Source organism: Bacillus cereus group sp. MYBK220-1, assembly GCF_051916445.1.
In the GTDB taxonomy this organism is placed as follows: Bacteria; Bacillota; Bacilli; order Bacillales; family Bacillaceae_G; genus Bacillus_A; species Bacillus_A cereus.
In genome coordinates, this window is the sequence record NZ_JBQAGQ010000001.1 from 807,008 (window position 1) to 826,885 (window position 19,878).

Genomic DNA, 19,878 nt, shown 5'->3' on the forward strand with positions numbered 1-19,878 from the left:
ATAGTTATAATTCGTAATTTACTTTATAAAACAAAAATAAGGAGGCTACACAATGCAAAAAGCCGTAAAACTGGATGAAATCGATCATAAAATTATGAACTTGTTGTATGAAAATGCGAGAATTTCTGTTTCAGAAATAGGACGAATTATATCCATGACGCAGCCTGCTGTAAAAGAACGTATTAACAAGCTTGAAGATCAAGGAGTTATAGCGGCTTATCGAACTAAATTTGAGCCTGCAAAAATTAATAAAAACATTCAAGCATTCATCATGTTTAAAACGAGCCAATGTACTGATTTTATTCAATATTGTAATGCCGCTCCTGAAGTAACTGATTTATACCGAATTAGCGGGGAATTTAATTATATGATGAAGGTCATGAGCGATTCGATGGATTCTCTCGCTACATTTTTAGACTCTTTAATGCAATTTGGATTATCGTCTCCTTTAATTGTTTTAAAGAGTGAGTTTGAGGAGAAATTGTCGTTCTAATAAAGGGATACGTATTATCCCCGGCTAACAGTAAAAGTTTTTTCGTTATGAGAAAAGCCAATAAAATTAATGATTAGTAAACAAAAAAGAACATTGATATTTCAATGTTCTTTTTATATCTCTACTTATGAATTAGATCTCTATTCGAAAAAAGCACCTTAATCCCCTTACCCTTGATTCCTCTGCACCTCTCTAAATTCCTCCTTCACCTTCTCTAACAACCCTTCTTCCGTAATTAATCGATACGCCGTATTTGCTAATGCTTTTGCCGATGTAATTAATGCTTTATCTCCAAGTTCTGAACGTGCTGCTTCTCTAAATTCATTCGTATGTGCGATTAAATCATCTGGTCCGATTTTAATGTACGGATGAATTGTCGGTACAACTTGACTTACGTTTCCTGCGTCGGTTGAACCGATCCCTACTCTTTCTTTACGATTTACATCTTCACCTAATAGTTCTAGTTCTTCCGCTACAATATCGTTATATGTTTTTGTTACGAGTAATTCATCGATTTCATTTTGGAATTGATGGATTTTTACTTTTGCACCTGTTGCTAACGCTGCTCCCTCAGCAATGTTTCTTACTTTTTCTGTTACTTCCGCGCATCTTTTTCGCGTTGCTGCACGGATGAAGAACCTTGCTGCGGCATAGTCAGGAATAATGTTAGGTGCTTTTCCGCCTTCTGTAATGACGCCATGAATTCTCACGTCTGACGGAAGTTGTTGGCGAAGTGCGTTAATACCGTTATAGAGCTGAATCACCGCATCTAATGCGTTAATTCCCTCTTCTGGTGAAGCTGCGGCGTGAGCTGTTTTTCCGTAAAAATGAAAATCAAGTGGATCGACTGCTAGTGAAGGACTCGTTGTCGCTGTCTTTCCGCTCGGATGAATCATAAGCGCCGCATCAATATTTTTAAATAAGCCTGCCTTTACATAACTCGATTTTGCGCTACCGTTCGGTCCTCCTTCTTCAGCTGGTGTACCAAACACGACAACTTCCCCGCCAATTTCTTCAAGCGTTTCTGATAATGCGATTGCTGCTGCAACACTAATTGTGCCGATTAAATTGTGACCACACGCATGACCGAGTCCTGGTAAAGCGTCGTACTCCGCTAAAAATGCGATTGCTGGTCCTTGTTTTCCAGAGCTTTTTCGCGCGATAAATCCCGTTTCATGTCCAGCTATATTGTGTTGCAACTGAAATCCTGCACTGCCTAGCAATAAACTTAACGTTCTAGATGCATAAAACTCTTGGTTACCAATCTCTGGATTCGCATGAATATCATGACTTGTTTCTATGTACTTTTCCTTATTTCTTTCGATACTCTCTTCAATTGTTTTTCTTTGTGACGTTACTCCTGTCGCTCCCATTGTTCTTCCTCCTTTTATTTTCACGTAAAAAAGCCTCTTTCTAAAAGATAGAAAGAGGCTTCTGTATATACAATCAAAATGAGCTTCTTTCTTATCTTTCAAGTTACCTTGCTGGAATTGGCACAGTATTCATAACGAATCCGCTGCCGAGGTATCATAGGGCCAGTCCCTCCACCTCTCGTGATAAGAATTTTCATAAAATTATATTAAATTATTTTCATTCTAAGTTCATTTCAATTAAAAGTCAAGGAATTCCTATCTGAATTTACCGAATATCTAAAAATCCTTTTAATACACCAATAGTTTCTGGTGCTTGCAGTCTTGCACATACGTACGGAAATTCCGTACTACCTTCAAACATCATTTGAGATGTGAGCGGTGCGCCTACCCAGAAAATTTCATCATCAATTACGATAAACGGGAATGCTTTATTTTGTCTTTGTAACTTTACATTTTTCAGTGGAACTGGTCCATCACTATACACTGTTATTTGCGCATTTGTACGCATTAACGCTTGCCATACTCGCTTATCCACTTGTTTTGTACTTGGAAGTGAAATAATAACTTTTCGTTTTGCGGCTAAAATATCTTTTAATAGCCCTTTCGGCTCTTCAAGATTCATTTCCATAAACCAGCGTAAACGTTTCGAAATTTTCCGTTCCCACAATTGTCTTGATGTCGTGCGATCATACACATCTCCGTGACGTTCTATATGAGCTGTTAATTGTGATAACGCTTGTTTTCTCGAAAGGTTTTTACGCATATAATGGCAATCTGATAATTGAATGAACTTCCCTCTCGCCCTTGTCACTGCTACATTGACGAGGCGATGGTTTTTGTGATCAAAGAATAATACGCCAGGTCGTTCTTGCGGATAACTGTCAACCGTATCAAAGATCATCATATCTCTTTCAGAACCTTGGAACTTATGAACTGTCGCCGCTAAAACTGGTATGTTTTGATATTTCGTTCTCTGCAACATTTCTCTCATACACGTCGATAAAAAGCGTGACTGCGCCCTGTAAGGCGTCACAACACCAATGGATTGCACACCATCTAACAATCCGATTAACATCATTTGCATTGCTACTAAACCAGACATAATGTTAAAACGTGAACCAGAAGCAGCATCTTTTAACGAAAAAGCTCCCATTTGGCTCGTATCAAATAAAACACTCGCTTCATTTGCGAACGGCTGCAATTGCGCAAGTTCTTTACGCTCTGAAACAGACGGATGATCGTATACTCTATTTTTATAAATAAACGAATTCGTAAACTTCGATATATCTGCATGCATACGTCTTTGTTCCTGCAACATAAATAGGTTCGGATGTGCTTCTGATTTATTAACAGACTCAACAATCCCAGCATGGTAAAACATATCTTCCCCAAGCCATTTGCGAACGAGTTCATGATTTGCCATCGCAATTGGAGGTAACTGTAAAAAGTCACCGCAAACGACGATACGTTTTCCAAGTGAAGCAGCTAATGCAATTTGCGGAACATATGCCATACTTACTTCATCTACAACAACTAAATCAAATGTACGCTCATAAATTAGCGCATCAATGGCACATTTCGATAAAGTTGCGCCGATTACTTTCGCATTTTCAATATATTCTTTTTCTACTTCTTTAATTTTAGCCTTTTGCTTTCGAAGATCACTTTCAATCTCCTGCATACGCTTCTTATCAGAGGACGTTGCCTTATACGATAAGATTTTTTCACGAAGCTCTTGGCGTGTCTCTTCTAAATAGAGTCTTTCCTCACCCCATGATTCGTTCGTCGTTTCAACTAACTTAGATGCAAGTAACGTTTCATGATTTCGTATATGTTCATGTTGACTATAACCGTAACGAACAATTTCGCCAGGCGTCCATTTCTTTTTCTTCTCAATTTGCTTCGTTACTTCACTCATTAATACGTCTACTGCCGCATTACTATGAGCTAACACAAGTACCGATTTTCCTTTTTGATAATGGGCCGAAATAATACGTGATAAATTGTAAGACTTCCCTGTTCCCGGCGGTCCCCATACGTACGTTGTCGGATTATAAAACGCGCGATATGCCAGTTCATTTTTTGGATTTTTCATCTTCTCAATATGTTTCGGGCTGCTCGTCCCATCAACAAGACGCTTTATACGATTACGTTTCAGCTTATCTTTACGTGCTTCTTTCAATCGCTCTTGCAGTTGCTCTAAAAGTTGCCACGGTTCACTGTATAAAACCGCTTCTCTTATTTCACCTTGTATATAATCATTTAATTTCAGTTCTATTTCTAATCCATGTACAGATAATACTTCTCCTGTCGCTTCCTCACCATCGAACTCAATTCGAATCGGTGAACCTTCAGGTAAGCTTACTTCCGAAATAAGCTGAAATACGTATACTGTACTTTCATAATCTGTATATAAAAAACGACCATTCATGATAGAAATTTTACTACCACCTATCGTTTTCCAATGTTTAATTTCATACGCTAATGCATAATGCCACTCTTTCATCGTTTCCGATAATGAAGGAGTTTGAGTAGTTGTATTCATCGTATAATCTCCTTCCTTCTCCCCAAACATACTTTCTCACTATACCATATAACACGCTAAAATTTGTAAGGTTTTTATCTTGCTTATTTTCTTAATTTTCAATAATATATTGTATATAATTTTCAGAAAGAAGGAATCTACATGCCAGTTAGAAGAATAGAACACGTTGGACTTATGGTTGCAAACTTAGAAGCATCTATCTCATTTTATGAAGAAGTAGTCGGCTTACAGCTCCTTAAACGCATGGGGCACCCAAACCCAGACTTAAAACTCGCTTTTTTAGGTGTGGAAGAATCGAAAGAAACGATACTCGAATTAATTGAAGGCTACAACTCTTCCCTTCCGGCAGAAGGAAAAGTACATCACATTTGCTTTAAAGTGGATTCATTAGAGGATGAAATCGAAAGACTAAAGAAACACGCAGTAACCTTTTTACTAAGAGATGAAATCGAAACATTACCAGATGGAACACGTTACATATTCTTCGCTGGCCTTGATGGGGAGTGGATTGAGTTTTTTGAAACGGAGAGATAAAGTGAAACTTTATTTTGCGGGATAGAAAAGGAGCCGGAATTCTGGCCCTTGTTTTTAACCAGTAACAATGAAACATACCTCCAACCTAAGAATTTACCAAGATTAAAAACACAATCATTTTGTTAGGAGGAGAGAATGGGAAATACAGTCTTTATTATTGTTTTTTGGATACTGATACTATTCCCAATCCTTTATGTAATCAAGATAAAGGATTGGAATATAAAAACAGCTGCCTTATTTGTTGGAAGGATTCTATTAAGCATTTTCTATTTCATAAATGGAATGGTGTTAGGTCTGCAACGAAATTGGATAGAACCTCCCCATGAAACAGAATGGGATTTCTTTGTAAAGTCTTTACTAAACGGAAAAACTGATGCACTTATACACTTTTTACTTCTAATTATTATCATTACTTTGGATTTATTCTTTACATTTTATTATATCAATAAAAAGAAATAGGATATTCTATCCTATTTCTTTTTTTTATGAGTAGCGCCATATCGCTATCAAACTAATGTTTTACGCTGCCCCTAAACAATAATTTTTTACATTTTTACTCTGAGAATGTCAATTTTACTATTTTTGGGGTATTTATTTTTACTAGCTTGATGGACATGGGTTTGATTTATTTTCTTAGGTTAGTAGACATGTGGTGCTATCCCATTGCTATTAAGCTAAGAATTTAAGTGTAATATCATTTAAGGTAATACTTAAGATACAAATAAAATATCTTTTCCATGTCGCACTGTTTTATTGAAGTCTATCCCGAGTTGTAGCTAGTTCAATGCGACTGTAAATTCGGAGTTCGGTGCGCCAGCAAATACAACCGTTCCGTTCTCTGGTAGTTTCACTTTGTTATTATTACTAACAACGCTAAAATTGACACATACTCCATTCCCATCATACACCGCGAATGAACTTCCTGATGGCAACTCCACATTCATCGTTTTCCCTGCTACCTCTTGCGGAATCGTAAACCATTTCGCATGCCCATTTTTTTGCAGTGTAACTTTCGATAATTGACCTGCATCAAGGGATTTTACGTTAGATTCACTGACGTATAAAAAGCTGGCCATCTCCATATATTCAGTACCATTCTCTGTATAGAAATGAGCTTCCTTCGTATCCCTCCCATTCATCACAGGAATCTGAATTTGATGCGTCGCCGTATTCGGACCTGTAATTTTTTTGCCGTCCCAATAGCCATCCTTGATCGTAATTTGTGTGTTAAGAGGTATTTGTTGTCCTAGATAATTTATAGAATTAAATTTTTCGTTAACAAGGTAGAACTTGCCGCCCTCGCGCTTCGCCCATGCAGCAGCTGTTTTCTTCGGTAACACATTGTTTTCTAATTTCTGAGCTAAATAGTGAGTCAGCACATTTTGCCCCAATCCCGGTGATAATTCATATGTGCTCTCTCTTAAATAAACTTTTCCATTCTTCTCAGTGACGAAGTTAAGCTTGGAAGTACCCTTTTCATTTATAAAGCTTCCATCCGCCGTATATACATATTTTTCTTCCGGTTTAGTTGGTAAAAACAGTTCTCCCTTCTTCGTAATCTCTATTTTGAAATGGCTTTGGATATTTCCATACAATCCTGCTTTTTTTACCACATCTTGAGGCACTTTAGCCTTGACTGGCTTGCCGAAGGATTTATCTGGTTTTATATCCTTAATTGCCCCTTTCTCTTTAAGCCTAGCTAGCAGTAATTTATTTGCCAATAGTTGATTTGTCATGCTGCTCCCACCGGAGGACAATACAGCTGCTGCCATCTTCTGTTCTGGAAGCACGACCAATGTAGCATGTTGCAGCATCGTATCCCCACCCTTAGTCAACGCTTTTATCCCATATTCACTGAATGGGTATAGTTTCACACTATCCCAGCCAAGACCATAGTTGAACATATTTCCGCTATCTCCTGGCCACATTCCTTTTTTATATTCTTCTTGTTCCATCGCCTTGATTGCTTTATTAGAGAGAATTTCTTTTCCCTGTCCCATAAATATTTGTGAGAATCGCACCACATCTTCTGCAGTAGAGGAGATTCCTCCCGTACCAATCACATTTACCATTTCACTTGGAAGCTGTCCCTGGTATGTCGGAGAATACTGTCCAGCCCGCTTTTCGTCTTCCCATTTGTCTTGCGATGTTATCGTTTGATTCAGTTTTAATGGCTCTGTAAACTTTTGATGTAGAAATTCAGTAAAACTCATACCGCTGACTCTTTCTACCAAGATCTCAGCCAGCGTAAAACCGTCATTACAGTATACTGAAAACGCGCCAGGGTCTGCCTTCAAGTTTTGGTTGGACAATTGTTGCAACAAGATATCATGGGCATGAGCATCATTATCTTTAAATAAAAATGCATTATTGAACGTCGAACCTTGCAAACCCGAGGAGTGATTCAACAGCATACGCGGTGTAATGCGTTTATATCGTTTATCTTTCATTTTGAACTCAGGAATATAGCCAGTAACAGGAGCATCCAAATCAACTTTTCCTTCGTCTACTAGTTTCATAACAGCCGCTGCTGTATATACTTTACTGGTTGAACCAATTCCGTATAGAGTATCTTTAGTTAATGGTTCTTTCCCTTCTATGTCGTTCTTGCCTGTCTGCCCCGACAAAATAAGTTTACCATTATCAATCAGCGCATACTGCACGCTAGTCGTCTCATAGGACTTCGTGAGTAGTTCAGCGTTCTCTGCAGCAATCTTCTCCAAATCTTTACTAGCAACTTCTTGGCTAGATACAACCGGAGCCTTACTGCTAGAAGACGCTATCGCTCCTGTTGGCAAGCTCATCGTTAGGGCCAAAGTAGCGGCTAACACCCCAGATAATTTATTTTCCATAAAAAAATGCCTCCTTAGATAAATGATTAATTTCATCTTTTATTTGTTCAATTACAAACATCACATAAACTACTATTCTGGCTTTATCCCTACTGTTGTAACAAACGGTAAAACCTCTCTTTTTCACATGTATGTTAGTACCATAAATGATTTTTTATTTAGAATGCGCTTGTTACTAGTTTGGTTTTCGTATAAATAAACCCTATTTATCCTCCCTCTTTTGTGCTTCTCTATATTTGTATCCTACATAATAAAAATTTCTTTTTTCTTATGCATTTCTTACAATTTCCTTACGTTCAAATCACTTCTATAATTAGGTAAATTTCATTTTAAAATCTCCAGGATAATCAATGCTTATATAATCCCACAATTTCATAGAAGATGGATTCATACCCCTGCGCCAAATCATCATACACATCTCTGCTATTTCCTTGGATGCCCCCTCAACCTTTACAACAGTTCCAACTGGCATCAACACTTCTTCACGTTCTTATAAATAGTAATAACTAATCAACTCCTTACCTGAAAATAAATGAATATAGAAAAAGAGAGATAAGGTTAAAATACCTTTATCTCTCCTTTTCTTTCACAAATTTTGCAAAGATTTTTTTGTAAGAGTCCCCTCACCATCAATTTAAGAATTAAAAAAAGAGGGGATTATCCCCCTCCTTTTTACGCTTGCTCCGACTGTCGGAATTATTTAATATAACCACGATTCAACTTAGTTAACTTTTCATTGATGTTAAAAATTCTTACTCTAATATCTTTAACACCAGCTGCTTCAAGTCTGCTCTTGTGCATTTCCGCGTATTTTTCAGCATCTTGTTTTTCTTTAAATACATAAATGCCTCCAGCTTCTTTTGTTTCTTCATTCTCAGTCCATATTTTCCAGTGGAATCCTTCTTCTTCGTTAATACTATTTGCTAAATCCCAAAATCCTTTTTCCATTTCTTCACCAAAAGGACCCTCAAACGGAAAATCAACTTGTAATAAATATGCCATTTTCACTCACTCCTATTTTTAATATAAAATTCTTGCCATTCTTTTACTGATTATGATCCGAATGATCGTAATGTCTAAATTCGTATTGCTATTATTATTCAAGCACTAATTTGAGAATCCCCCTATTTGTAAAATAATCACATAATGATAGTAACTTGAACGCATAAAGTGAAAATTTAATAGTTTTCGGTTATTTTTAAAAAATGTGATACAAACTTATCCCTAAACTAAGGACAAACAAAACAAGTGCAGGTATCGCTTTCTTAAAGGGATCTCTCGCTAATACAATTAGCGTTAATGCAGCTGCAAGCATCGTACCGCCTAATAACAATCCTGCCCATAAAGCTACTGTTGAAATCCAAATTCCTATCAACATTCCAATCGCTCCTACAATCTCAAAAGCTCCAGTTAAGAAATTAAAAAACGAAGGTAAACCAAATCGTTTGAACTCATCTGCCATTTTCCCGGATATAATTTTCGTTCCTGTCATTAAAAAGAACAGAAACAACACTACTTTTACAATATTGATGAAAATTAAAATAGTAATCACACCTTTCTTATTATTTGATAAAAACTCAGTATTGTTCAGATAATAGTCACTACCTTTATCCTATTTCCTGAGATTACCTGTATGGAAGTCGCTTCCATTTACATTACCCTTTTCCATATTAAAGGGCCGAAAATTACATGCCATAGCATATATAATGCGGAAATTTGACTGGTACTAGGCAAAAAAGTGAACCTGAATCAGATATGATACAAAATAAAGTTATCTTCCCATTCGTCCAAACGAAATTATATGCTGTAGCATATATAATATCTAAAACAAAGTTTGTTCCTTATGAATAGCATAGCATCAATAAGGAACAAATATTAATAGTGTGTATCATACAATTTGTTTAATAACGATTGTAATACTTTAATTTCTTCCTCGCTCAAATTACTCGTAACGAAATGGTGAGCGTCTTTCACTACAGGCAAGATTGTTTTCTTTAACTCGTCACCTTTTTCAGTTAAAAAAAGGTTATGTGAACGCCTATCTTGGTCATTCAAAGCCTTCTTTACAATCCCTTTTCTCTCCATTGACTGTATCATTCTAACAACAGTAGTTTGATCTTTATCAATAGCTTCCGCCAACTCTTTTTGAGTAGTGCTCCTTTGGCTACAAAGAACACTAATAATCCCCCACTGCTCTGGCGTAACTCCATACGGCTTTAATTTCTTCGTAAAATAATTGGTCATTTTCACATCAGTACGATGAACAAGATAGCCTATTAAATCATGTAAGTTCATATACCACCTCTATAAATTAAGATATGAAAGGATATAGCATACCAGTCAATCATTCACAATGAATGTATTTGTTTCATCATATATATGCTATGGCACATATAATAAAGTAGATTATTTTAATTGTCAAATGATTTACCTATTATTTTTCGAAAACAAAATCGCCCCCTTAGATTATAGAAGGAATGACTAATTTGACGTATTTCTCTGGCGATTTCTCCCCTGTCGTTTTATGATATGCTAATAACATTTGATAAAATATGGTATCTACAAATAGTCAAATACCTTTAAAGATACCTCGTCCAGTTCTTGCTATTGCAAGATAAACAGCATATAATCAGTTAACCACCCTCATGAGCAACAAAAACATAAAAAAGACATTCCAAATACGGAATGCCTTCTTTCATTTTATAAACCCATCCACTTAAATCTATTTTACAACTATAACATTCAACACGCTGAAATCTTCTATTTAACGTAATCAATCCATTAACTAAAAAAATTTGTTAATTGCACAATGCTCTTCTCACTTTTCTTGCAAAATTTAGTGGATCATCAACGTCTTCGATATTAACGTAAATCAAATTTGGATCATCACATAACCACTCATTGTGTATAGACGAAACAATTATTCCTTGTTTAATAATTGTCGCCACAAATTCAGTGACTTCTTTTTGTAAGAGTGCTACTCGGCCTAGGCATAATGCCCGTCCAGTTTTATTGTCTCGTGATTCGAATGAAAAGGAAGTTGTTACTCTAAAACGTTTTCCCAAGATTGTTGCTCGTATTTCATCCCTGTTTATTGTTGCCACGCATTTCCCACCGGCGAATCCTTCTTGTCCACCGATAATTCTTGCAAACTGTTGACAAATTGATTCCTCATTAACTGCCATACCTTTAATCATCCCCCCTTTTACTGTTAGGTTATGAATGAATACATAGGTCTGAAACGGTAATGAATCTAATGTATTATAAAAAAATGATGACAATCTACCGAAAGCTATTAACTCAATTATTCTTGATCGTATGAATTGTTATCAGAGTTTAAATGGTGCGGAATTTTCATTTTATGTTTAATGGGCCTCGGAGACTGAAAGCAAAACTCAGCTATTATATGGTAAGACATTTTTAAAAAGCATAAAAAAGACACCCTAAGGTGCTATCCTCCGACTTGAGAATCGTATCTATGTATGGAGAAATTTAGAAAAGACAAATACAAAAGAGAAGATTCTAACTATAATTTATAGAACTCTTATGCCATGAATTACTTACATATTTCCTTATTTACCAGAAGAAGAATCTCAGTTACATTATTTTCTGAACAGTCTCGTTAAAGCCATCCCAAGAAATCCAATGCCCATTCCTATTAGCCATCCAGTTTGGGCATTACCTAACATAGATCCCACTCCTCCACCAAGAAACATACAGCCAACGAATACTAATCCTCCAATTCCCCAATTCGGCCGTTCCATAATTCAATCACATCCTTTCAATAAAACATATGCGATTAGCTCCCTCAACTTTCTTCTATAGGATAGTTCATTATTTTGCTTAGGTTTAGCGCTTCAAGGAATTCATAAGATGTGAAGCTTGAGCCATTTATATAGATTGTAGAAGTATGAAGATTTTCCACATTTTCAAATGGTAACGTATAAGCATGAAAACACTATCGAAATAAAACCCCAGAAATCCAACGGTCTCTGGGGCTTCATTATATATTTAGCTCTTTTTGCTTTTTATTTTGTTTATGTCTATACAGCAATTTTCGACTTATTAGAGAAATCACTAATAAGGTCAGAATTAATAAGATAAGTTGCATAAATGATAAATCAAAATATTTAGCACCTGTAACGATTAAAAGTGTAGAAATCGTGCCTTTTACAACGAAAAAAATAATAACCCATAACCCGCCTTTTTTCCAGTTCATTTTATATTACCCTTTCCTACGTTTAAATTCTTAAAAGATTTAATGATAGTTCTTAAATGTGACAACTTAATAGAACTCTATTATATTAACAAAAAATTCATGTCTAATTAAATGCAACGATTCTATATTAAGTGAAAATGATATTCATTGTCAATTTTATTGACTATTTGAATACTTATTCTTAATCTCTTCCTACTTTGTTTCTTATTAACAATACACTTTTGTATTCAAACAAAAACACCTCCATTACATTTGCACACTTAGTATGCGAATGCAAGAGGTGTTTTTTCATATACCATCAGGTAAGATTTCCTGTTTTGTTTATTTCTTGATACGTAGCTATTTTTTAATACACGATAACTGGATCATACGTGTTCAAACTATCATATACAGTTTTTGCAACATTAGGAAGAAGGTTCACACATCCACCTGATCCTCCTGTTAAATAAGCATTATTTCCCCAGTCTTTTCGCCAGCCGGCATCGTGGAATCCTTGACCACTATTTGTGAATGGAACCCAGTAATCTACTTTAACCGCATAATCAGCTTTTCCTACTGCGTTACCTCTTAGCGTATATGGTGTTCGTTTATAGAGGACGTACCACACACCTGGTGATGTATCTTCACCAGTACTATGTTTACCAGTTACTACATTTGTTGTAACAACTAATTTTCCATCTTTGTAAATCCAAATTTGTTGCTCTGCAATTGAAACTTCTGCATACGTGTCTCCGATGCCATTATTCGATGTTGTTTTATAACCGATACCTTCCTTCTCCCAACCATTTCCGTGAATATTAGAAGCAGAAAGCGACTTTTCGCCTTTCTCAAAGGCTTGTTGAACTTGTTTAGTTTCTTTTTCAACATCTAGTGCCCAGCCGTATCCTTGTCCTTTTACTGATATGACTGAACCGGAATGCGTTTTAAATGAGAAATCTTTATTTAATGTTGATTTGGCATTATTAATTTCAGTAATTTTCTTCTTAATATCACTCGCATCAATTGTAACTTTCATATCCTTTGACATAGAGGCATTTTGAATTAAATCTTTCGCTTTTAAAGGATAAACTTCATCCTGCACTTTATACTCAACAGACTGCCCAAGAAGATTCTGTAGTGCTTTCTCCTCTTTTTTGACAATCGGATCGTCTTCTTTAATAGGTTTTATGTATGCAGACTTCAGATGAATTTCGCTTTTATATTTTTGCTTATCATAATCTTTCAGTAGACTAGTAACATCATACTGTTTCCCTTCCACACTTTTCGAAATAACAATTTTCCCTTGTTCTAGCTTCGCCATAGCATCTTGAGGCGCTTTTAATTTTTCATTCATAGAGATGAGCGTTTCTTCTACAAGTTTTTTCATCGTTTCACTACGATACTGATCTGCCTTCTCTGGTAGCAATGAATAATTTTCTCCCTTTGAGGAAGGGAAAAATGTCCACTGACTTTTTAATAGTTTCTTAACTTGAGGCAAATCTTTTTCCGTAAGTTCCGTTTTTGTATCTTTTTCATCTAAAATTTGTTGTTGATCAACATAGACTTTGTTTGCTAGTCCAGATGTCTTTAATTTCTGTATTGCCTGATCAGCGCTCAGACCACCAACTTTTGTGTCATTAATTGTAACATTCGAATTGAAGTGAGTTGCCTGATAATAACTCATTCCCCCAATAAGAAGTGCAATTACACCAATACCCACTGCGATAAACTTCCAATTTGTATAACGTTTTTTTGATCTTACTCGTTTTTGATCAATTTCTTCAACTGATTCATTTGTTGTATTGTTGTTCATCAATCTTTCCCCCGTATGCATTAACGTCAAACGATTTTCAACTAAAATCATAAACTAGTGTACCTTATTTTTCCTAAAATTTCATTATTTCCGACCACATTTTATCGCAATTTAATGATTAAATTTAGATTTTTTAATAGTACGATGCATTGAACAGTCACTTACAAGTCATAAAGTGAAATTTCAATCAACCGTTACACCAAGGAAATTAGCTAAACCTTCTTTGGAAAACTTTTTCTCTTTACGTAAAATACGAATTATATTATCCATTTTTATGAACATTACCCCCTAAGTTTGTCAAAAAAATAAACGATAGTCCTTCTATATTTTTGATAGAAGGACTATCGTTTTTTCAGTTAGAGTATTTGTATAATCGTTTAACTTTTTATTTCCTGAAGGTCAAACGTGATGAAGATGATAAAATTTCATCTCCAAGCCTTTAAATGAAAACATTATGTTTTTTATGGCAACCTAGTTTATTTTCTTAGCTTGATGACGATGGGATATCACCACATGTCCAGCAGCCTAAGATTAAGTAAGAGTCCGTTCAACTAGATTTTTTCTAATATTTTTAGGAGCATCTTATTTCAGCCTCGTCATATTACACTAATTGAATTTAAAACACATCCGTATGCTATTTAGTAAAATTTACGATTCGAGCCATAATTATTGCAGTAGCCAAGATAATAATAGCGGTTATCAAACCAGATTCTCCAATCCAAATCTCAGTTTGATCTCCTGTACTTGCACGTGCGAAAGGTCCTTGAATAATGGCATTCCAAGTAGTATGAATGATAACCGAAGGCCAAACGCTACCTGTGATAAGTCGTAAATAAGCTGTAATATAACTGAATGGCACAATACAAAAATAGATGCCAAGTACTGAAAGTAGGGCAGATGTTCCCTCTACATATAGACCAGCAATAACAATTGGAACATGCCACGTTGCCCAAATTAATCCGCTAATAAGAATGGGACGTGAAAACTTTGCATCGATTAGTCTTGTAAGCATATAACCTCGCCATCCTATTTCTTCCCCCATAACTGGGATTAAGTTAAGCAAGCTTCCTAAAACTCCGCTCAATACTACTATAAAAATGAAACTTAATGATATCGGTAGATACTGAAATCCAAGTATATTGTAAATAGGTTCTAGCATACCACCTTGCGGAGGCTGAAACCTCACAAGTCCGCTAAACCAGGCAATAGAATAAGTAATTCCACATATTATCATAGGTATTAACAGCGCAAAACCAATCCCCTTCCATATCTTTAAGTTACCGAGACTAAAAGATACATCTTTAAACCCTTCTTTCAATATTATGCGAGTCAAAATAGAAGAAAATGCTGGGGTAAACATATATACCACAATAAGTGGCATACTTTTAGTAATCATTACTAGTACATTTAGGATAATAGAAGTAATAGTTAAGATACTTAGAAAAAGTTGAAGTCCTATTTTAGCACGTTGGATTTTATCTTTATTGTGGAATGCTTCTCCGCGTAATAACATTGTAATCCGCCCTTCCCCTTTTATTCATTTGTTTATCAAAATTACTTCCTGTCATTTCAACAGCTACAACTTAGAATAAAGATATTTTGGCATACAGATTCATTCATCTTTACAATCCCTCCCAAATTCATAATCTAATCTTACTTGCGGCTCAACAATGTAATTATTATTTATAAGTTGTCATAACCGATAGTACAAAAGTGTAATGATTAATCTATGACCTGTGTCAATTAACCTTATGACAATATGTAACTAGAAAATATGATATGGAATAAATAACAATTGAATTAAGGCAATTGATTCGTGCAAGTACATGAATCAATTTTGCTTTTACAAATAATTCAATTGAGGTGGAAAAAAATGAATAAGAAGAGAATAATTGCAATGGTTAGTACAGCTTTATTAGTCACAGGATGTGTAGAAGTAGGAAACGCTCAAACGGTAGCAATCGAAAATTCAGGTCAATCAATCCAAAAAAATATAGTTAAATCAATACAATCACAGGCTAACCCATTAAAAACGATAGAGCCGTCAAAACCATTTGAAGATTTAAAACCACTTAAGAAAATGATTGGGAACGCACAATATGTAGGATTAGGAGAGAATACCCATGGAAGCTCTGAAATTTTCACTATAAAATTTCGCCTTGTGAAATATTTGGTTACTGAGATGGGTTTTACAAATTTCGCACTGGAAGAAGATTGGGGAAACGGCTTAAAGCTAAATGAATATATCCAAACAGGAAAAGGAAACCCTAGGGAATTTTTAAAATTGTTATATCCTACTGATGAAATCATAGCCATGATTGAGTGGATGAAAGATTATAATGCTGATCCATCCAATAAAAAAAAGATCCAATTTATTGGACTCGACTTAAAAACGTTGGACCAAAGTAGCTTTAATAAAGTAATTGATTATGTAAGGGTGCATCGACCAGATTTGCTGACAGAAGTAGAAGAAAACTATAAAGAATTATCATCTTTTACCGGCAGTATACAAGAATATATGAAACTTACTCCTGAATTGAAAGAGAAGTTCAAAGCAAACGCTGAGAGAGTAGCCCGATTACTAAATGATGAGAACGAGCAAGCCAACGCAGAAATAATTCCATCCGAGTACATCTGGGCGAAAGCAACGGCAAGTGCAATAGAGAAATTTACCACAATGCTACTTCCTAACGACTATCCAAGTATAATAAAACTACATGAACAATACTTGGCCGATCATGCAATGTGGGCACAAGAGACATTTGGTGGTAAAACGATGGTATGGGCACACAATATTCATATAGCTAAAGGAATTATCGATGAGAAATTATACCCTTATGTTGCGGGGCAGTTTTTGAAGGAACGTTTAGACAATAATTATGTCACAATTGGTAGTACAACTACGGAGGGAAATTTCACCTTATACAGCGAATATGATCCTTCCACTGGAGGTAAGATTACAACAGACACTATTCCACAAGATGTAAAAAGTTTCAATTATACTCTCGGAAAAGTGCCATATAAAATGTTTTTATTGGATAACCGTCACCTTAAAGGACAAGCAGAGAAATGGGCTAAAGCAAAAAGACCATTACTAAGTATAGGGGGACAAATCATCCCGAACAGTTCGGTATACTTTGAGACTTCATTGCTTGAGCAATTTGATATTATTTTTCATATTCGAAAAACAAGTCCATCTCATATTAAATAAAAGTACAAAATAATCCCGTTCTTGCATATGCAAAAACGGGGTTGTTTTGTGGGGATTAATAAAGTGAAACTTTAATCAGCAGGTTTTTGTTCATCCCCCACTGATTATTAGCCTTCACCAATCGTGCGTTTACCGGCAGCCCGCCCCCCACCTAACGCTGAATTTTGAGGTGGGAGTCTTACTGCCCAGTAAATAGCGGGATAAAAGCATCTTTTTTAAACAGAAGTAGGCTGCTCTCCCCTTTTTAACATCATTTAGAACTGTCATATGACACTTTTACACTAGTGAGACTGACAAAAAAAGCAGTATGATTCGGTTATTACATAGATAGGAGTGATGAACTTTATGAAATCAAGATTCATCCATAATGGTTATTTTTTATTGCTAACTTTCGGTACAGGATTTTTTTATTTTTGTTTTTACCTAATAGCTCTGCTATTTAGTTTAACGCTTTCATTTACTGTTGTTGGGATTCCATTAATTATACGCGTACTACAGACTACCACACCCTTTATCCAATTCGAGCGCATACAAACGAAAATTTATACAGATATTTCAACAGACTCTTACGATAGAAGTATAACAATGGATACATCGAACTGGGCTCAGGTGAAATTAGCGCTTACAGATCGTCGCACTTGGTGTGCTGTCTATTGGTTAATGCAGAAATTTGTGATTGGCATTTTCAGTCTCATTAGTGCAATCATTTTTTATGTAATGCCACTTATGTTCCTGTTGGCACCACTACTGTATCGATACATCGATATGAATATTATATTTATACAGATAGATACTTTTGCCAAGTCACTCTTTGTAATGTTTATGGGTATAGTATTTACCGCCATAAGTATTAGAATAGTAGATGGTTTGACAAAGAAAATTGGGGGCTATACACGTAGTATGATTCGGCAACTAAATCAATAGAAGTTTACAGTCTGTGAGTAGTATCACAGTTTTAAATTAAAAAGTATAATAAGGCAGGAAGGATTAAATTATAATATAGGAAGTAAAATGGTAGGCTATTTAGGGGGTAAAGGACTTGTTAGATATGGTTAAGTATTGGTTTTGGTATGATTGGATTATGTTAGGGGTACGCCTACTTGCTAGTGTGTCTATCATTCTAGCTACATTAAATTTTCAGGATGGTTTAACATTACCACTTTGGATTATTATTCTTTGGGAAATTATTGCCTTCTCTGTTCCATGGGTAGCCTTACTATTCAATTATAAATATTATTTGTTCACAGAAATACTGTTGTATGGTGGACTATGTATATATTTAACCTCATTATTTCCAGGGGCTTACAACACATTTCTTATATCAGTGTTTCTAATTGCTGCGAATAGTAAGCATTTGTCCTATTATTGGACAGCTCCAATAACAGTTTTTGCAACAACTGGAATTTTCTATGCGGTCTCACCAAGTAATAGCTATTGGATTATGGTCACCTATTATGGATTCGCATATGTAATGGGCTTCGCTTTTCATTTATTAATCGTCAATCATAAACAAAATGAATCAATTCGTAAACAAAACGCAGTACTTGAGCAATATATGTCTCAAATTGAACGCATTACACTGGCGGAAGAACGAAACCGACTGTCAAGTGAGCTTCATGATACAGTTGGTCACGCTTATACTTCTATTATTATGGGGATGGAAACGTTGCGCACCGAACTTGCTACTGAAATGGGTATACAGAGGCTAGATTCTCTGCTTGAAATGGGACGTAAAAGCATCGAGGACGTGAGAGGTTACCTACATCAAATGGAGTCTCCTTGCCAATCGCCTTCCTTAATTCAATCTCTCCAAAATCTTGGAGCCGAATTTCAGGAGCACGCTCAGGTTAATGTAAGTTTTCGGGCATACGGAGAGGAATATGAAATGTCTCGGCAAGCGAAGATAGCGTTCATTCGTTGCTTACAAGAGTCCCTTACGAATGCAGTACGTCATGGTCAAGGAACTGAAATTATAGTTTCATTGCAGTTTGAACAACAATATACGAGATTAGAAGTTCAAGATAATGGAAAAGGAAATGTAGAATGGCAGGAAGGCTTCGGTCTGAATGCAATGAAAGAACGAGCAATGAATTTGCAAGGTCAATTGTCTGTATATACAAAGCCAGATGAAGGAATGCTTGTTACATGTACCATACCGCGACAAACTGAAATAAAAGATGGACTTATTCGTTTGTTAATTGTAGACGACCAGCCGTTTGTTCGGGAAAGTTTGAGAACACTACTCGATAGATATGAAGATTTAAATGTAGTCGGTTTGGCCGAGGATGGCAATGAAGCCATCGATTTGTGTGGGCGCCTTCAGCCTCATGTTATACTTATGGATTTAGATATGCAACACATGGATGGAGTCGAAGCAACCAAAAAGATTAAGCAACAATGGCCACATATCCGCATATTGATTTTTACCACTTTTCAGGATACCGAACAGGCGTTGGAATCGCTTCGCAACGGTGCGGATGGTTTTTTACTCAAATCTATTGAAACATTGGAGCTAGCTAATACGATCCGACTTATTCACAAAGGTGGGACACTGATTGATCAAGGAATGTCTCACAAAATATTTGAGAAATTTGATGAGCAAAAAGAGACACCACAATCAAAAGCAACCGCTTATGAGCTAACAGCTAGGGAGATAGAAATATTGCAGCTAGTAGCAAAGGGACTTCGATACACTACCATAGCATCAAGGTTATATTTATCAAATGGTACGGTCAGAAATTATGCTTCTACAGCTTATACAAAGCTGGGAGTCCGTAACAAAGAAGAAGCTGTTCAAAAGGCTCTAGAAATTGGAATTATTGAATAAGAAAAATGTTTTTTTGTTTCTCTACAGCAAGG

Annotated in this window: 18 protein-coding genes and 1 riboswitch; of the genes, 6 read left to right on the forward strand and 12 right to left on the reverse strand. The window is 35.8% G+C overall.

Going from position 1 to position 19,878, the window contains the following annotated elements; translation table 11 throughout:
* The first annotated feature begins 52 nt into the window (after positions 1-52).
* Positions 53-493: an Lrp/AsnC family transcriptional regulator gene (locus ACTFRU_RS04095; RefSeq protein ID WP_440037487.1), complete on the forward strand. Its 441-nt coding sequence runs from the start codon at positions 53-55 to the stop codon at positions 491-493.
* A gap of 167 nt (positions 494-660) precedes the next feature.
* Here the strand turns inward: ACTFRU_RS04095 and ACTFRU_RS04100 are convergent, their stop codons facing one another.
* Positions 661-1,866 carry a M20 family metallopeptidase gene (locus ACTFRU_RS04100; RefSeq protein WP_088362755.1) on the reverse strand — a complete coding sequence of 402 codons (1,206 nt, stop codon included), beginning with the start codon at positions 1,864-1,866 and terminating at the stop codon, positions 661-663.
* An 88-nt stretch (positions 1,867-1,954) separates the two neighbouring features.
* Positions 1,955-2,056: riboswitch (SAM riboswitch) on the reverse strand.
* 75 nt (positions 2,057-2,131) lie between these two features.
* A complete protein-coding gene (locus tag ACTFRU_RS04105) occupies positions 2,132-4,441 on the reverse strand; it encodes an AAA domain-containing protein (protein WP_440037488.1) in 2,310 nt (769 codons plus the stop codon).
* A 111-nt stretch (positions 4,442-4,552) separates the two neighbouring features.
* Between ACTFRU_RS04105 and ACTFRU_RS04110 the strand changes: the two genes are divergently transcribed.
* Complete coding sequence (locus ACTFRU_RS04110) at positions 4,553-4,945, forward strand: VOC family protein (RefSeq protein ID WP_088345439.1); 393 nt, start codon at positions 4,553-4,555, stop codon at positions 4,943-4,945.
* 135 nt (positions 4,946-5,080) lie between these two features.
* Positions 5,081-5,404 carry a hypothetical protein gene (locus ACTFRU_RS04115; RefSeq protein WP_016122820.1) on the forward strand — a complete coding sequence of 108 codons (324 nt, stop codon included), beginning with the start codon at positions 5,081-5,083 and terminating at the stop codon, positions 5,402-5,404.
* A gap of 317 nt (positions 5,405-5,721) precedes the next feature.
* Here ACTFRU_RS04115 and ACTFRU_RS04120 read toward each other — a convergent pair whose 3' ends face one another.
* The 10 genes from ACTFRU_RS04120 to ACTFRU_RS04165 form a co-directional block, all read right to left on the reverse strand.
* On the reverse strand, positions 5,722-7,797 hold the full coding sequence (locus ACTFRU_RS04120; protein ID WP_440037489.1) for a serine hydrolase domain-containing protein: 2,076 nt from the start codon (positions 7,795-7,797) through the stop codon (positions 5,722-5,724).
* Between the two features lie 313 nt (positions 7,798-8,110).
* Positions 8,111-8,269 (reverse strand): DUF4176 domain-containing protein, encoded by a 159-nt coding sequence (locus ACTFRU_RS04125; protein ID WP_160310375.1) that lies wholly within the window; start codon positions 8,267-8,269, stop codon positions 8,111-8,113.
* Between the two features lie 224 nt (positions 8,270-8,493).
* On the reverse strand, positions 8,494-8,799 hold the full coding sequence (locus tag ACTFRU_RS04130; RefSeq protein WP_440037490.1) for a monooxygenase: 306 nt from the start codon (positions 8,797-8,799) through the stop codon (positions 8,494-8,496).
* Positions 8,800-8,995: 196 nt separating this feature from the next.
* Positions 8,996-9,346, reverse strand: a complete 351-nt coding sequence (locus tag ACTFRU_RS04135) for a DoxX family protein (RefSeq protein WP_033685496.1) — start codon at positions 9,344-9,346, stop codon at positions 8,996-8,998.
* Positions 9,347-9,672: 326 nt separating this feature from the next.
* Complete coding sequence (locus tag ACTFRU_RS04140; RefSeq protein ID WP_001048563.1) at positions 9,673-10,092, reverse strand: MarR family winged helix-turn-helix transcriptional regulator; 420 nt, start codon at positions 10,090-10,092, stop codon at positions 9,673-9,675.
* A 503-nt stretch (positions 10,093-10,595) separates the two neighbouring features.
* A complete protein-coding gene (locus ACTFRU_RS04145) occupies positions 10,596-10,982 on the reverse strand; it encodes a DUF1259 domain-containing protein (protein ID WP_002204749.1) in 387 nt (128 codons plus the stop codon).
* Between the two features lie 417 nt (positions 10,983-11,399).
* Positions 11,400-11,561, reverse strand: coding sequence for a hypothetical protein (locus ACTFRU_RS04150; protein WP_000441009.1), 162 nt, complete (start codon positions 11,559-11,561; stop codon positions 11,400-11,402).
* 239 nt (positions 11,562-11,800) lie between these two features.
* Entirely contained in the window at positions 11,801-12,016 is a 216-nt protein-coding gene (locus ACTFRU_RS04155; protein WP_001104104.1) for a hypothetical protein, read from the reverse strand.
* Positions 12,017-12,362: 346 nt separating this feature from the next.
* Complete coding sequence (locus ACTFRU_RS04160) at positions 12,363-13,808, reverse strand: L,D-transpeptidase family protein (RefSeq protein ID WP_001064073.1); 1,446 nt, start codon at positions 13,806-13,808, stop codon at positions 12,363-12,365.
* 634 nt (positions 13,809-14,442) lie between these two features.
* A complete protein-coding gene (locus ACTFRU_RS04165; protein WP_006922764.1) occupies positions 14,443-15,321 on the reverse strand; it encodes a CPBP family intramembrane glutamic endopeptidase in 879 nt (292 codons plus the stop codon).
* Between the two features lie 360 nt (positions 15,322-15,681).
* On the opposite strand from ACTFRU_RS04165, the gene ACTFRU_RS04170 reads away from it, so the two are divergent.
* The 3 genes from ACTFRU_RS04170 (at position 15,682) to ACTFRU_RS04180 (ending at position 19,846) form a co-directional block, all read left to right on the forward strand.
* Positions 15,682-17,019, forward strand: coding sequence for an erythromycin esterase family protein (locus tag ACTFRU_RS04170; protein ID WP_400855960.1), 1,338 nt, complete (start codon positions 15,682-15,684; stop codon positions 17,017-17,019).
* A gap of 345 nt (positions 17,020-17,364) precedes the next feature.
* Positions 17,365-17,943: a sensor domain-containing protein gene (locus ACTFRU_RS04175; RefSeq protein ID WP_006922767.1), complete on the forward strand. Its 579-nt coding sequence runs from the start codon at positions 17,365-17,367 to the stop codon at positions 17,941-17,943.
* 115 nt (positions 17,944-18,058) lie between these two features.
* Positions 18,059-19,846 carry a helix-turn-helix transcriptional regulator gene (locus ACTFRU_RS04180; RefSeq protein ID WP_102956200.1) on the forward strand — a complete coding sequence of 596 codons (1,788 nt, stop codon included), beginning with the start codon at positions 18,059-18,061 and terminating at the stop codon, positions 19,844-19,846.
* Positions 19,847-19,878: the final 32 nt, after the last annotated feature.

What these genes read in the sequence shown, in the direction of transcription:
- ACTFRU_RS04095 (WP_440037487.1), top strand. Translation starts at nt 53, where the DNA reads ATGCAAAAAGCCGTAAAACTGGATGAAATCGATCATAAAATTATGAAC.
- ACTFRU_RS04100 (WP_088362755.1), bottom strand. Translation starts at nt 1,866, where the DNA reads ATGGGAGCGACAGGAGTAACGTCACAAAGAAAAACAATTGAAGAGAGT.
- ACTFRU_RS04105 (WP_440037488.1), bottom strand. Translation starts at nt 4,441, where the DNA reads ATGTTTGGGGAGAAGGAAGGAGATTATACGATGAATACAACTACTCAA.
- ACTFRU_RS04110 (WP_088345439.1), top strand. Translation starts at nt 4,553, where the DNA reads ATGCCAGTTAGAAGAATAGAACACGTTGGACTTATGGTTGCAAACTTA.
- ACTFRU_RS04115 (WP_016122820.1), top strand. Translation starts at nt 5,081, where the DNA reads ATGGGAAATACAGTCTTTATTATTGTTTTTTGGATACTGATACTATTC.
- ACTFRU_RS04120 (WP_440037489.1), bottom strand. Translation starts at nt 7,797, where the DNA reads ATGGAAAATAAATTATCTGGGGTGTTAGCCGCTACTTTGGCCCTAACG.
- ACTFRU_RS04125 (WP_160310375.1), bottom strand. Translation starts at nt 8,269, where the DNA reads ATGCCAGTTGGAACTGTTGTAAAGGTTGAGGGGGCATCCAAGGAAATA.
- ACTFRU_RS04130 (WP_440037490.1), bottom strand. Translation starts at nt 8,799, where the DNA reads ATGGCATATTTATTACAAGTTGATTTTCCGTTTGAGGGTCCTTTTGGT.
- ACTFRU_RS04140 (WP_001048563.1), bottom strand. Translation starts at nt 10,092, where the DNA reads ATGAACTTACATGATTTAATAGGCTATCTTGTTCATCGTACTGATGTG.
- ACTFRU_RS04145 (WP_002204749.1), bottom strand. Translation starts at nt 10,982, where the DNA reads ATGGCAGTTAATGAGGAATCAATTTGTCAACAGTTTGCAAGAATTATC.
- ACTFRU_RS04150 (WP_000441009.1), bottom strand. Translation starts at nt 11,561, where the DNA reads ATGGAACGGCCGAATTGGGGAATTGGAGGATTAGTATTCGTTGGCTGT.
- ACTFRU_RS04155 (WP_001104104.1), bottom strand. Translation starts at nt 12,016, where the DNA reads ATGAACTGGAAAAAAGGCGGGTTATGGGTTATTATTTTTTTCGTTGTA.
- ACTFRU_RS04160 (WP_001064073.1), bottom strand. Translation starts at nt 13,808, where the DNA reads ATGAACAACAATACAACAAATGAATCAGTTGAAGAAATTGATCAAAAA.
- ACTFRU_RS04165 (WP_006922764.1), bottom strand. Translation starts at nt 15,321, where the DNA reads ATGTTATTACGCGGAGAAGCATTCCACAATAAAGATAAAATCCAACGT.
- ACTFRU_RS04170 (WP_400855960.1), top strand. Translation starts at nt 15,682, where the DNA reads ATGAATAAGAAGAGAATAATTGCAATGGTTAGTACAGCTTTATTAGTC.
- ACTFRU_RS04175 (WP_006922767.1), top strand. Translation starts at nt 17,365, where the DNA reads ATGAAATCAAGATTCATCCATAATGGTTATTTTTTATTGCTAACTTTC.